The following is a 13607-nucleotide window of genomic DNA, read 5'->3' as shown; positions in this document are numbered from 1 at the left end:
CTCACCGCCCCCCTCCCAACACATGTGTCCTGCTTGCAACGAGCAGATAGATAGAGCGACGCCGCCCCCATGGGGGATCCGCAATCAACGTGCAATCAAGACCCTGCATCTCGACGTCGAAGGCTATATCCTGCGTGACACTCAGTTGCTCGACGTTAAAGGAGTGCCCAAATGACCGAAAAGAAACCGGAAACCACGGTCGACCGCGTCTACCAAGGGGTTTACGAGGCGATCAGCAAGCGTTCGTTGCGCCCTGGGATGAAGCTGGGCGAGGCCTCGCTGGCCGAGTTATTCAATGTCAGCCGCACGTCGGTGCGCGCCGCATTGAAGCAATTGGAGGCCGACGGACTGGTCACCACTGAGCCCAACAAAGGGGCATCGGTGTCGCTGCCGAGCAACGAAGAGATCCGTTCGCTGTTCGAAACCCGCCGCCTTATCGAAATCGGCATCGTCACTGAACTGTGCCGGCGCAAGGACACCGCCGCGATGCAGGACCTGCGCGAACACCTGCTGCTGGAAGACGAAGCGCACGCCGCTGGTGACCACGAGCGGCTGATTCATCTGCTCGGCGAGTTCCACATCAAACTGGCGCGCAGCCTGAATAATCCGGTGCTGCTTGACTGGTTCCAGAAGTTGATTTCCCGTGCCTCGTTGTATGCTGCGGCGCTGGACGACGACAGCCATGAAGTCTGCCGCGACGACGAGCACCTGCGTCTGATCGAATACATCGAGGCCGGTAATCAGAGCGCTGCCATCGAATTGACCTGCACGCATCTCAACGGCATCGAGAAGGCCATTCTCGACGTCGCCGCCAAAATGAAAACTGGCTACCATCCGCTCAAACACCTGATCGGGGTTTAGGCTTCGGGCGAGGATGAAATCGGCTATACCTCATATGAAACCAATACGACTGATGACGCTCGAAACAGACGGGCGTTGCGTCGTTATGGCGTCGCGATTTATCGGGCAATCACCACAGGACACTGAGTCAGTCGATGCAGTTTTTATCCGATAGCCATGGTTGTGAGGGCTGGAAAGGCGAAATGGCCGGGCGCATCAGTGCGTTCGACTGGAGCCACACCGAACTCGGCCCGTTGAACAGCTGGCCGGCCAGCCTGTGCAGTGCGGTGCAACTGATGCTGGCGTCGCCACTGCCGATGGTCATGCTCTGGGGCTATGCCGGATACATGATCTACAACGATGCCTATTCGAAGTTTGCCGGTGGTCGCCACCCCTATCTGCTCGGTTCGCCGGTAGAACTGGGCTGGCCGGAAGTCGCCGATTTCAACCGGCACGTGGTCGATACCTGCCTGGCCGGTGGCACCTTGTCGTTTCGCAATAAAGAGCTGGTGTTGTTGCGCGATGGCGTCCCCGAAGACGTCTGGATGGATCTGTATTACAGCCCGGTGGCCAATGATGACGGCAAGCCGGCCGGGGTCATGGCGATGGTGGTGGAAACCACCGAGTTCGTGCACTCCGAACGCCGGCGGCAGGCGGCGGAACAAGCCTACCGCGCTGACAATGAGCGGGTCCGTCTGGCGTTGAATGCCGGGGCCTTGCTTGGCTCGTTTGTCTGGGACGTGAAAAACAACACGCTGTCGGCAGACGAGCGTTTCGCCCGCACGTTCTCTTATCCGCCGGATCATGACCTGAGCAATCTGGCCCAGGACATTGCCGAGTCGCGCATCCATCCCGATGACCACGCCTGGGTACAAGAGCGCGTCGCCCATTCCGTGCAGACCGGTGAACCGTATAACGCCGAGTATCGCGTGCGGCGCAGTGACGGCAGTTATTCCTGGGTGCTGGCCAGTGGCGCCTGTGAGTTCGACGAACACGGCGCGCCGTTACGCTTTCCCGGCGTGTTGATCGACATCCACGAACGCAAGATCGCCGAAGAATCCCTGCTCAAATTTACCCGCAACCTTGAACAGCGCGTCGGCGAAGAGGTCGAGGCGCGGCTGGCGGCTGAAGAGCAGTTGCGCCAGTCGCAGAAGCTTGAAGCCATTGGCGGTCTCACCGGCGGCGTGGCCCATGACTTCAATAATCTGCTGCAAGTGATCGCCGGTAATCTGCATCTGCTCGCGCGCCACGAACCGAACAATACCAACGTGCAACGCCGGGTCAGTGCCTCGCTGGCGGCGGTCGAGCGCGGTGCCAAGCTGTCCTCGCAATTGCTCGCGTTTGCCCGGCGCCAGCCGTTGTCGCCGGCAGTATGTAACCCGCGACAGATCTTCGAAGGTGTCGGCGAATTGCTGCAGCGAGCGCTGGGCGAAACCATTCAGATCGATGTGCAGCTGCCGCAGCAACCGTGGCATATCAACGTCGACCGCAACCAACTGGAAAACGCCATTCTCAATCTGGCGATCAACGCTCGCGATGCGATGAAGGGCGAGGGCACCATTGCGCTCAGCGCTGCCAACGTGCGCCTCGATCGCGAGTTCTGCGCCGGTAAAGGCATCGTTCCCGGCGAGTTTGTCCGGGTCGCCGTCAGTGACAGCGGCGCCGGCATTGCGCCAGACATTCTCGAGCAGGTGTTTGAACCGTTTTTCACCACCAAGGCCGACGGCCAGGGCACCGGGCTGGGCCTGAGCATGGTGTTCGGTTTCGTCAAACAGAGCGGCGGCCACGTCGAGATCGTCAGTACCGTCGGCGAGGGCACGCGGGTGCAGTTGTACTTCCCGCGCAGCCTGCGCCCGATCCTTGATGAATCGCCCAATCTGCAACGGCAGCAGAGTGGCGGCCACGAGACGATTCTGGTGGTTGAAGACAACGACGCGGTGCGCGCTTCGGCGGTCGAGTTGTTGCGCGAGGAGGGTTACCGCGTGTTGACCGCCGGCCACGGCGATGCGGCCATGCAAATGCTGCTGGAAGGTACCGAAGTCGACCTGATCTTCACCGACGTGGTCATGCCGGGGCTGATCAAAAGCTCCGACCTGTTCGCCTGGGCCAAGGTGCAGACGCCGCCGGTGGCGGTGCTGTTCACCTCCGGGCACACCCGCGACATCATCTCGCGCAATCACCAGTTGAGTCCCGACACCCATTTGCTCGGCAAACCGTACAGCCCCGAAGCCTTGTTGCAGATGATCCGGGTGGTTCTCGGCAACTGAGCGCTGAACATTCCTTTACCAAGGCAGGTCGATGACTTCCAAACGCACCTCCAAAGCGCCCACCGGCATGGTCCGGGTGCGCGGCGCCCGTGAACACAACCTGAAAAACATTGACGTCGACATCCCCCGCGATGCACTGGTGGTGTTTACCGGGGTGTCCGGTTCGGGCAAGTCGTCGCTGGCGTTCTCGACTTTGTATGCCGAAGCCCAGCGCCGTTACTTCGAATCGGTGGCGCCGTACGCGCGACGGCTGATCGATCAGGTTGGCGTACCGGATGTCGACTCGATTGAAGGCCTGCCGCCGGCCGTGGCCCTGCAACAGCAACGCGGCACACCGAGCACGCGCTCGTCGGTGGGCAGCGTGACCACGTTGTCGAGCCTGATCCGCATGCTCTATTCGCGCGCCGGCAGTTATCCGCCGGGGCAGCCGATGTTGTACGCCGAGGATTTTTCGCCGAACACCCCGCAAGGCGCCTGCCCGCAGTGCCATGGCCTCGGCCGCGTCTATGAAGTCACTGAGGCGCTGATGGTGCCCGATCCGAACCTGACCATCCGCCAGCGCGCGGTGGCGTCGTGGCCGCTGGCGTGGCAGGGGCAGAATCTGCGCGACATCCTCGTGACCATGGGCATCGACGTCGACATCCCGTGGAAAAAACTGCCGAAAAAACAGCGCGACTGGATTCTCTTCACCGAAGAAACCCCGACCGTGCCGGTGTACGCCGGGCTGTCCCCGGAAGAAACCCGCGTCGCCCTCAAACGCAAGATGGAGCCGAGTTATCAAGGCACCTTCACCGGCGCCCGGCGCTACATCCTGCACACCTTTACTCATTCGCAAAGTGCGTTGATGAAGAAGCGTGTTTCACAGTTCATGCTCGGCAGCCCTTGTCCGTTATGCGACGGCAAACGCCTGAAACGTGAAGCGTTGTCGGTGACGTTTGCCGGGTACGACATTGGCGAATTGTCGCAAATGCCGTTATTGCAAGTGGCCGAGGTATTACGGCCGGTGGCGGCGGCCAGTTATCTGGAACATGCCGAAGAAACCGGCGAGACCTTGAGTCACGCGCAAACCCGCGAGGCCCGTCAGCAACGCGTGGCCCATGGTGCCAGCGGGCATGGCAGTGCGCCGGATGTGCGCCACACGCCAAATCTGTCGCTGGAGAAACGTCTGGCGGCGCAGCGTATTGCCGAGGATCTGCTGGAGCGCGTCAGCACGCTGACCGATCTGGGCCTCGGTTATCTGGCGCTGGAGCGCAGTACGCCAACGCTGTCGTCGGGTGAGTTGCAGCGCTTGCGCCTGGCGACACAATTGGGCTCGCAGTTGTTTGGTGTGATTTATGTGCTCGACGAACCTTCCGCCGGTTTGCATCCAGCCGATGGCGAAGCGTTGTTCGAAGCCTTGCAGCGCTTGAAGGCGGACGGCAACACGCTGTTTGTGGTCGAGCATGACCTGGAAACCATGCGCCGCGCCGACTGGCTGATCGACGTCGGCCCGGCAGCGGGCGAGCAGGGTGGGCAGGTGCTGTACAGCGGCCCGCCCGCCGGTCTGGCCGAGATCGAGCAATCGCAGACTCGTGCTTATCTGTTTGCCGAATCGCAACGTCAGACAAGAACGGCACGTAAACCGACGGCGTGGCTGAAACTTGAGGGCATCACCCGCAATAATCTGAACAACCTCAGTGCCGAATTTCCCTTGGGCTGCTTTACCTCGGTGACGGGCGTCTCCGGCTCCGGCAAGTCGAGCCTGGTCAGTCAGGCCTTGCTGGAACTGGTCGGCGCGCAGTTGGGGCGGCCGACGGTGGACAGCGAGCCGGAAGAACTCAGCCTCGAAGACGACGCCCCGCAGGTCAGCAGCGGTCAGGTCACGTCCGGGCTGGAGTCGATCAAGCGACTGGTGCAGGTCGACCAGAAACCCATCGGCCGTACGCCACGTTCCAATCTGGCGACTTACACCGGGTTGTTCGACAACGTACGCAAGCTCTACGCCGCGACCGACGCTGCACGGGCGGCGGGTTATGACGCCGGGCAGTTTTCCTTCAACGTCGCCAAGGGTCGTTGCGCCACGTGCGAAGGCGAAGGCTTTGTCAGTGTCGAGTTGTTGTTCATGCCCAGCGTTTATGCGCCGTGCCCGACCTGCCATGGCGCGCGGTACAACCCGCAGACCCTGGCGATTCTCTGGGAGGGTTTGAGCATCGCCCAGGTGCTGCAATTGACCGTCGAGGAAGCGGTGTCAGTGTTTTCCGAGCAAGCGGGGATTCGTCGTTCACTGGAAGTGCTGCGCGATATTGGCCTGGGTTATCTGCGCCTCGGGCAACCGGCCACGGAGCTGTCTGGCGGTGAAGCGCAGCGGATCAAACTGGCTACCGAGTTGCAGCGTAATCAGCGCGGCGCGACCTTGTATGTGCTGGATGAACCGACCACCGGGTTGCATCCGCGCGATGTCGATCGGCTGCTGGAGCAACTGGATACGCTGGTGACGGCGGGGCACACGGTGATCGTGGTCGAGCACGAAATGCGCGTGGTGGCGCAGAGTGACTGGGTGATCGACATCGGGCCGGGGGCGGGGGATCAGGGCGGCAGGATTGTCGTGGCGGGCACGCCGCAGAAGGTTGCGGCGAGCAAGAAGAGCCGGACGGCGCCGTTTCTGGCTCGGGCCCTGAATTAATAGATGCGGTGCTGCCACTGGCCTCATCGCTGGCAAGCCAGCTCCCACAGTTTTTTGCGGTGAATTCGAAGTATGGGTCCACCACAAGACCCCTGTAGGAGTGAGCCTGCTCGCGATAGCGGGGTGTCAGTCACAGATGAATTGGCTGACCTGACGCCATCGCGAGCAGGCTCACTCCTACAGTGGATCTGTGTTCGACATCAGTTCCTGTGGGTGCTGCAGTCAGGCACCATCAAGGGTGCGGCGGACCTTTTCGAGCAGTTCACTGATCTGAAACGGCTTGACCAGCATGTCCATGCCACTGCCCAGAAACACCTGACGATTGATCGCTGTCTCCGCATACCCGGTCATGAACAGAATCGGCAATCCCTCACGCCAACCGCGCGCAACATCCGCTAATTCACGACCGCTCATGCGCGGCAGGCCGACGTCGGTCAATAACAGGTTGATCGACGGATCATTCTGCAACCGCTCCAGCGCCGTTTCGATATCCGCCGCCTGGGTGCAGCGATAACCGGCGTCCTCCAGCACTTCAGTGACAAACATGCGCACCGACGGCATGTCCTCGACAATCAGCACATGCTCACCGCTGCCTTGCGGGTCAACCACCGGCGCGGGAATGTCAGCGCCGGTCGGATCGGTGGTGGCCGGCAACATGATCGTCACTTCGGTGCCGCGCCGCGCGACGCTGCGGATGTGTGCATCGCCACCCGACTGGCGGGCAAAACCATAGATCGTCGACAACCCCAGCCCCGTACCCTGGCCCAACGGTTTGGTGGTGAAAAACGGATCGAAGACCTTGTCGATGACATTGTGCTCGATGCCCGTACCGTCATCACGCACCGACAGCGCCACGTAAGCGCCATCGGCCAGATTCGGATCGCCATGGGAGTACGCGGCGTAAGTGTTGACCCATATATTGCCGCCCACCGGCAGGGCATCCCGGGCGTTGATCACCAGATTCAACACCGCGCTTTCCAGCTGCACCGGGTCAACCAGCGCGATCGCCGGTTTGCTGGTCAGCTCTAGCTTGAGGGTGATCCGCTCACCGATGGTGCGCATCAGCAATTCTTCCAGCGAACGGACTTGCTCGTTGATGTCGACCGGCCGTGTATCCAGTGGTTGCTGACGGGCAAAGGCCAGCAAGCGGTGGGTGAGGGACGCAGCGCTCATCGCTGAATTCAGCGCCGCTTCGGAGTAAAACTGCACCTTGTCCAGACGCCCATCGACCACGCGTTTCTGGATCAGCTCGAGGCTGGTGATGATTCCGGTCAGCAGGTTGTTGAAGTCATGGGCGATACCGCCGGTGAGTTTGCCCAGTGCGTCCATCTTCTGCACCTGCAGCAACTGCGCTTCGGCACGCACGCGTTCGGCGACTTCCTTGGCCAGTTGCGTGGTGGTGTCGTCCAGGCGCGCCAGATGCGAGCGCTCGCGATGGCGGTGTTCGGTAACGTCCTCAACGAAGACCAGGCTCAGTTCGGGCGTGCGGTACGGCGAAATCTGCCACTCGGTCTCGCGGATCTCGCCCTGCACGCGCATGTTCAGCGTGCCTTTCCAGCGCTCGCCATCGACCAGACGCAGGCGCAGCTCATTGAGGATGGCGCTCTGATCTTCGGCGAAGCATTCACGCAGGGCCTGCGGATCCCGATTGTCGAGAATCAGTTGTGTGAAGGCATGGTTGCATTCGTGCACCTTGAGGCTGGCATCGAGCACCGCGATCGGTGCGGAGACGTTGACGAAAATCTCGCGAAACCGCGCTTCACTTTCGCGCAGGGCATTTTCCGTGTCGCGTACTCGCAGCAACGTGCGCAGGGTGGCCAGCAGCACATCCGGGTCAACCGGGTGAATCAGGTAGGCATCGGCACCGGCGTCGAGGCCGGTGATGATGTCGCCGGTCTGGATCGACGCCGCAGACACATGGATCACTGGCAGCAGCGCCGTGCGGCTGTCCGCACGCAGAATCCGTACGATGTCGAAGCCACTCATGTCCGGCAGATTGACGTCGAGAATCAACGCGTCGAGTGCTTCGCTGTCGATCAGCGCCAGCCCCTCGCCGCCGGTGCCGGCCTCCAGCACCTCGTAGCCATGACGCTCCAGCCGTCGGCGCAGGGCGTAGCGGGTGGCGACGTTGTCGTCGACGATCAACAGGCGGATGTCACGTTTCATCGACGTTCTCCAGAGCGATCGCCAGCGGAATGATCACGAAAAAGGTCGAGCCGACCCCCGGCGTGCTTTCCAGCCCGACTTCACCGCCGAGCAGGGCGGCGAAGCGTTTACACAGTGACAGGCCCAGCCCGGTGCCGCGCAGACGTTTCTGCAACGGCGAGTCGACCTGGGAAAAGTCCTCGAACAATGCACCATGCAGCTCTGGTGCGATACCGATGCCGGTGTCGCTGACGGCAAAGCGCACCTTGTCTGCACCTTCGAGCCGTGCGGAAACCCGCACTTCGCCACGGGTGGTGAACTTCAGCGAGTTGGAAATGAAATTGCGCAGGATCTGTGCAAGTTTCTTGTCGTCGGTGTACAGGCGCGGCAAACCGACCGGTTCCTCGAATATCAGGTCCACGGCGCTGGCATCGACAATCGGCCGGAACATCCCGCGCAGGGCGGAGAACAGATCGAACATGTCGAACCACGCCGGAGAAATGCTGATGCGCCCGGCCTCGATCTTCGCCAGATCGAGCAGGTCATCGACCATGTCGCTGAGTTCGCGCGCAGCCGTGCTGACGAACGCTACCTGCTTGTGTTGCTCGGGACTGAGCGGGCCGTCGAGTTCGTCGGCGAGCAGGCTGTTGATGCTCAGGATCGAACCCAGTGGCGTGCGAAATTCGTGGCTCATGTACGACAGAAAGCGGCTTTTCAGATCCGAAGCCTGGCGCAGTTCCTCAGCCTGTATGTCGAGTTCAGCGTACAGCGCCAGCACACCCTGATTGGTTTCATCGAGTTCTTCGCGCAGCGCCGCGGTTTCGCTCTGCAACTGCGCAATCAGCGCAGCCTGCTCGGCACTGCTCAGAATCGGCGACTCAGCCATGGGCGGCCTCCAGGGCAACGACCAGTACCGTTACATCGTCGCGCCCGCGACAGAAATCGCGGTGCAGGACGGCGGCTATCACGGCGGGATGGCGGTGCACCAGACCGGGGTAGTCTTGAAGATTCCAACGGGACTGCAAGCCGTCGCTGTACATGATCAATAGATGTCCGTTCACGTGAGCATAGTCAAAGGGCCGGGCTTTCCGGTATTGCACGCCGACAATGCCCGGGTGCGAGGCGAGGCCACGGGATTTGTCGGCGTTGATCAGGCTGGCGCCGATGTTGCCGACGCCGGCGAAGGTCAGGCTGTCGCGCCGTGCATCGAATTGGGCAAACGCGACAGCGCCGCCGCGAGTACCGATCATGTCGCGGTGCATGTCTTCCATCAGCATCACCGGCTCGGCAAACGGTGTCAGGGCGAAGGTTTCTGCGCCTGCCAGCCCGGCGCGTTCGGCGTCTTCACCGTGCCCCAGACCGTCGATGATCAGCGCGCTGACGCTGCCGTTGTCATACGCCAGGTGCCAGACATCGCCGCAGGCGGGATCGTTGTGCAGCGAGTGCTGGCTGACTCCAAAATGCATGTCCGGTTCGCGATCCGAGCGAGGATAAAACCGGGCCAGTAACACCGCGCCACGGGCATCCGCGTACACATCAAACACTTCAGCCTGGCGTGATATCGAGCCGAGGCCAATGCCTTGGGTGCCTCCGGTGGAGAAGCCGTCGGGCATACAGGCCTGCAAATCAAACCCCTGAGCACGGTCGATAGCGAGCAACTCAATGCCGAAACCATCAATGCGCGGCAGCACCCGCAGGTGCATCTCACCGTGGTTGGCGTGCTTGAGCACGTTACTCGCCAGCTCCGTCGCCACCAATGCCACACGCCCGGCATCGCGCTCGTCGAAGCCATGCTGTTCGGCCAGTTGTTGCGCCGTACGCCGTGCGTAGCCGATCTGGCTGCTGTCCTCGATCAGTAAAACCTGGGTCATCGACCCGCTGATATTCATGTCCATCGGGTAATCGTTATTCGTGTGCCCTTGCCGGGCTCTGTTTCCAGTTCGAACTCTTCAACCAGGCGTTTCGCCCCGGTCAGACCCAGGCCCATGCCGCTGCCGGAGGTCCAGCCGTCGGTCATCGCCAGTTTGATGTCGGCAATGCCCGGGCCTTCGTCGCGGAAGGTCAGGCGCAGACCGACCTTGTGATCTTCATCGAGAATCTGCCAGTCCATGTCGCCGCCGCCACCGTAAACCATGGTGTTACGCGCCAGTTCGCTGACCGCCGTGACCATTTTCGTCAGGTCGATCAGGCGCATTCCGCATTCGGTGGCCAGTTTGCGTGCTGTCTGGCGCGCGAGCACGACATCCTGCTCGATGTGGATGGGTTGAGTACCGCTGCTGCGTACGGTCATTGCCGGTCTACTCGTTCCTGCAGCAGCTTCATCCCGCGCTCGACGTTCAATGCCGTGCTGACACCGGGCAGCGTCAGGCCGAGTTCGACCAGGGTGATCGCCACCGCTGGCTGCATGCCGACCAGCATGGTTTCGGCGTCCATGATTTTCGACAGGCCGGAGATCGTGCTGATCATCCGGCCAATGAACGAGTCGACCATGTCCAGCGCCGAGATGTCGATCAACACCCCGCGCGCCGAGGTCTTGCTGATGCGCTCGGACAAGTCGTCCTGCAAGGTGAGGGCGAGCTGGTCATGCATGTCGACCTGGATGGTCACCAGCAGGAACTTGCCCATCTGGAGAATCGGGATACGTTCCATGTTTATACCGTCTTGACGAGGCTGACACCCAGACGGGTCAGGGCCAGTTTCAGCGCATCGGCCAGATTGGCCTTGGTCACCACGCCTTGCAGGTCGAGGCCGAGGTGAACGATGGTTTGCGCGATCTGCGGACGTACGCCGCTGATGATGCAGTCGGCGCCCATCAGGCGGATTGCGGTCACGGTTTTCAGCAGGTGCTGGGCGACCAGAGTATCGACGGTCGGCACGCCGGTGATGTCGATGATGGCGATTTCCGATCCGGTGTCGACGATGCGTTGCAGCAGCGACTCCATCACCACTTGCGTGCGCTGGGAGTCGAGGGTGCCGATCATTGGCAGGGCGAGTACGCCGTCCCACAGCTTGACCACCGGGGTCGACAGCTCCAGCAGTTCTTCCTGCTGACGCTTGATCACCGCTTCGCGGGATTTCTGGAAGGTGCGGATGGTGTGCATGCCGAAGGCGTCGAGCAGTTCCGAGACTTCCCAGAGCTGTTCGGCGAGCAGCGCAGGCTGGTCTTTGTAATGGTTCTGCAGCAGGTTAAACAGCGGGCCTTTGAGGGCGAAGATGAAACTGGCGGTCTGCTGCGAATCCTGGCCGAGCAGTGCGCGGCTGTGGGAGAGCTTTTCGAGAAACTGGCGGGTGGTCTCCCAACCGGGTGCGGCGATGTTGGTGCCGTTGTCGTTCTCGATGCCACTGACCACCAGTTGCAGGAATTCCGTGGTCTGTTGCTGCAGATCGTGCTCTTTCAGGTTACGCGTGGCGCCGCTGGCTTGCAGGCCGTTGATCCATTCGCCCAGCAGTTGTGCTTGTTTGTTTTTCATCGCATCGAGTGTGCTGTTCTGCAGTGCTGCCATGTGCCTGTTGCTCCGTCGCGAATTGGGGGGCGGTCGTGAAAATGATCGCCGCGAAGTGATCGACATTTGCCGTTCGAAATAGTTGTTCGTTCACGCACGTATATTTTTTGATCTGGCGCAAGGAACGTCCCGGTAACTCTAGTCGGCGTGGCCGGGCGCGGCGAAGTTTTGAACGTTGGCGTGGGGCAGGCTTCGAATCTTTGACACCCGGCGGATGTGCGCCGGGGTGTTTGACCAACGAGGTGGCCATGAACGAGCAAACGAAGCAGCAGAGCCAATCTGGCGAACCGATCAATCGCAATGATCCGGCTATCGACCCGCAGGTGCCGGGGCAACCGGTGCCGACGCAGCAGCAGGGCGATGGCGGGCAGGCGCAGAGTGGCGATCCGGCGGTGGATCAGAAGAACAAGCACACGGACAACGACAATGAGTTCAGCCCGGGCTTCGAGCCAAAACCGGACCGGGCTAAGCCGGGCGAGGAGACCGATGCTGATATTGATACGGATGGCGGTTGATTTCGGCGGATATGACAAGGCCGCATCTACTGGATGCGGCCTTTTTTTTGCTTTGGATTTGTGGCGTTGCGGACATCGATCCCCCTCACCCCAGCCCTCTCCCCCAAGGGGGCGAGGGGGAAGGGAGCCGATCTCGGTGCTTTTCAAAAGCTCAGTTCAGCTCGAGATTTCAGATCGGGGGCTGTTCAGAACCTGCGTTCGACTCAAAACGTTCAGGTCGGCATAACTCGAGCATCCACCTCGGTCGGCTCCCTCTCCCTCCGGGCGGTCCGACGTTTCGGGAGGGTTGGGGTGAGGGTAAGGCTGTTTACTTGCTCGGATACTTGGCCTGCAGTTCCTTGGCGGCGGCCAAATGTTTTTCCAGGGCTGGCAGCATTTTCTGCGCAAACGCCTTCAATTCAGGGGCGCCTTTGACCTTGTCATCGGTCACGGTATTGGCTTGTTTCTTGAACAGCTCGATGGTTTCTTCGTGCGCCTTCACCTGATTGTTGGCGTAGGCCGCGTCGAAAGACTCATCACGCACTTCGAGGATTTTTTCCTTGGCCTGTTTGACCAGAGTTGTGGTGTCCGGGACTTCGATGTCGTTAGCCTTGGCAATGGTCGCCAGCTCATCGTTGGCCTTGCCATGGTCGGTGATCATCATATTGGCGAAGGCCTTGATGTCAGCCGATTGGCTTTTTTCCAGCGCCAGTCGACTGGTTTCGATTTCCGCGATGCCACCGGCAGCGGCGTTATCGACAAAGTCATTGTCAGTCGCAGCGAAGGCGCTGCCCATGCCGCTGCTCAAAGCGACAGCCAAAACCAGATGACGCAGGTTGAATCCGTCCATTGGTGTATCTCCACGCAGTTTTTGTTGGTGTTAACCAATGGAGGCAATGTGGCGAACAAAGGTTTGATCGCATTTGCGACAGGGCGACGAACGGACACCGCTGGTCTGACAGGTGGTCGACAGAAGCGCCCAACCGAGGCCATTCTGATAACTGGCCAGCGCAATCGGTCGTGTTGGCCAGCCGATCAACTGACGGAGGTGTTCCATGCCGGTGACCCATGATCTGTTACAGGACTTGAAGCTTACAAAGGAAGAGATCCAGCAAAAACGCACCGCGGATCCACATCTGGATGCACTGATCAACAAGTACTCCCAGGCGGACGCCGACGTAGTCAAGGCCGAGACTGCCACCTCGGATGCTCCCAGCGACTACACGCTGAAAAAACTCAAAGAAAAGCGCTTGCAGGTCAAAAACAAGATCGTCGAGCAACTGCAGGCGCGATCCTGAAACCCCGGTGATCCGCCGACCTGCGGTTGCGGATTGACGGGAACGACAGCCCCGACCGGCACCTCGAATGTACAGAGTCTTCTTTTACCGACTCTTTACGAGGTGCCTTATGAACGATCCCAAATTCCCCAGTGAAGAGCAGGGCGCATTCGACCCGGTTCCCACGCATCCCGAACCCAACAGCCCGGCGCATACCACGGCCAATCCTGAAGAACCGGATGAGGATCTTCCCGAAGACGAAGATCCGGACAAGTTCGACAAGTCCAGCAACTGACAGATCGCCATCGCTGGCAAGCCAGCTCCCAGAGTGAATGGTGTTGTCCGCAAATGCCGTGGTCAGCAAAGAACCCTGTGGGAGCTGGCTTGCCAGCGATGGCGTCAGTAGGCTCGATCCAGAT

12 protein-coding genes and 2 pseudogenes are annotated in these 13607 nt (G+C 60.7%); 6 read left to right on the top strand and 8 right to left on the bottom strand.

The window, feature by feature from the left end:
- Positions 1-171: 171 nt before the first annotated feature.
- The 3 genes from ACM6JQ_RS26255 to ACM6JQ_RS26245 all read left to right on the top strand — a co-directional run bounded on the left by ACM6JQ_RS26255 (position 172) and on the right by ACM6JQ_RS26245 (position 5769).
- On the top strand, positions 172-861 hold the full coding sequence (locus ACM6JQ_RS26255) for a GntR family transcriptional regulator (RefSeq protein ID WP_007912527.1): 690 nt from the start codon (positions 172-174) through the stop codon (positions 859-861).
- A 134-nt stretch (positions 862-995) separates the two neighbouring features.
- On the top strand, positions 996-3107 hold the full coding sequence (locus ACM6JQ_RS26250; protein WP_414894938.1) for an ATP-binding protein: 2112 nt from the start codon (positions 996-998) through the stop codon (positions 3105-3107).
- 31 nt (positions 3108-3138) lie between these two features.
- The gene (locus tag ACM6JQ_RS26245) at positions 3139-5769 is read left to right on the top strand and encodes an excinuclease ABC subunit A (protein WP_414894937.1); all 2631 of its coding nucleotides are present in this window, start codon (positions 3139-3141) and stop codon (positions 5767-5769) included.
- Positions 5770-5991: 222 nt separating this feature from the next.
- On the opposite strand, the gene ACM6JQ_RS26240 is transcribed toward ACM6JQ_RS26245, so the two are convergent.
- From ACM6JQ_RS26240 to ACM6JQ_RS26210, 7 genes and pseudogenes are all read right to left on the bottom strand, one after another.
- A complete protein-coding gene (locus ACM6JQ_RS26240; RefSeq protein ID WP_414894936.1) occupies positions 5992-7935 on the bottom strand; it encodes a response regulator in 1944 nt (647 codons plus the stop codon).
- Positions 7925-8800, bottom strand: a complete 876-nt coding sequence (locus ACM6JQ_RS26235) for a sensor histidine kinase (protein WP_414894935.1) — start codon at positions 8798-8800, stop codon at positions 7925-7927. The genes ACM6JQ_RS26240 and ACM6JQ_RS26235 overlap by 11 nt, the downstream gene beginning before the upstream one ends.
- Entirely contained in the window at positions 8793-9803 is a 1011-nt protein-coding gene (locus tag ACM6JQ_RS26230; protein WP_414894954.1) for an ATP-binding protein, read from the bottom strand. The genes ACM6JQ_RS26235 and ACM6JQ_RS26230 overlap by 8 nt, the downstream gene beginning before the upstream one ends.
- Positions 9800-10204 carry an anti-sigma regulatory factor gene (locus tag ACM6JQ_RS26225; protein WP_007912537.1) on the bottom strand — a complete coding sequence of 135 codons (405 nt, stop codon included), beginning with the start codon at positions 10202-10204 and terminating at the stop codon, positions 9800-9802. Before ACM6JQ_RS26225 ends, ACM6JQ_RS26230 begins: the two co-directional genes overlap by 4 nt.
- Positions 10201-10563 carry an STAS domain-containing protein gene (locus tag ACM6JQ_RS26220; RefSeq protein WP_007912539.1) on the bottom strand — a complete coding sequence of 121 codons (363 nt, stop codon included), beginning with the start codon at positions 10561-10563 and terminating at the stop codon, positions 10201-10203. Before ACM6JQ_RS26220 ends, ACM6JQ_RS26225 begins: the two co-directional genes overlap by 4 nt.
- A 2-nt stretch (positions 10564-10565) precedes the next feature.
- Positions 10566-10868: pseudogene (locus tag ACM6JQ_RS26215) on the bottom strand (STAS domain-containing protein); the annotation flags it as partial.
- A gap of 234 nt (positions 10869-11102) precedes the next feature.
- Positions 11103-11384 (bottom strand): annotated as a pseudogene (locus ACM6JQ_RS26210) (RsbRD N-terminal domain-containing protein); the annotation flags it as partial.
- Positions 11385-11665: 281 nt separating this feature from the next.
- Here ACM6JQ_RS26210 and ACM6JQ_RS26205 point away from each other — a divergent pair.
- Entirely contained in the window at positions 11666-11932 is a 267-nt protein-coding gene (locus ACM6JQ_RS26205; RefSeq protein ID WP_007912542.1) for a hypothetical protein, read from the top strand.
- A 307-nt stretch (positions 11933-12239) separates the two neighbouring features.
- Here the strand turns inward: ACM6JQ_RS26205 and ACM6JQ_RS26200 are convergent, their stop codons facing one another.
- Positions 12240-12761 (bottom strand): DUF4142 domain-containing protein, encoded by a 522-nt coding sequence (locus tag ACM6JQ_RS26200; protein WP_414894934.1) that lies wholly within the window; start codon positions 12759-12761, stop codon positions 12240-12242.
- A 205-nt stretch (positions 12762-12966) separates the two neighbouring features.
- On the opposite strand from ACM6JQ_RS26200, the gene ACM6JQ_RS26195 reads away from it, so the two are divergent.
- Positions 12967-13209: a DUF465 domain-containing protein gene (locus ACM6JQ_RS26195; RefSeq protein WP_007912544.1), complete on the top strand. Its 243-nt coding sequence runs from the start codon at positions 12967-12969 to the stop codon at positions 13207-13209.
- A gap of 109 nt (positions 13210-13318) precedes the next feature.
- On the top strand, positions 13319-13483 hold the full coding sequence (locus ACM6JQ_RS26190; RefSeq protein WP_007912545.1) for a hypothetical protein: 165 nt from the start codon (positions 13319-13321) through the stop codon (positions 13481-13483).
- The last annotated feature ends 124 nt before the right edge of the window (positions 13484-13607 follow it).

This window comes from Pseudomonas sp. IT-232MI5 (genome assembly GCF_949767845.1).
Taxonomy (GTDB): Bacteria; Pseudomonadota; Gammaproteobacteria; order Pseudomonadales; family Pseudomonadaceae; genus Aquipseudomonas.
The sequence above is the reverse complement of the archived record's forward strand: the minus strand, read 5'-3'. Positions and strand labels throughout refer to the sequence as shown.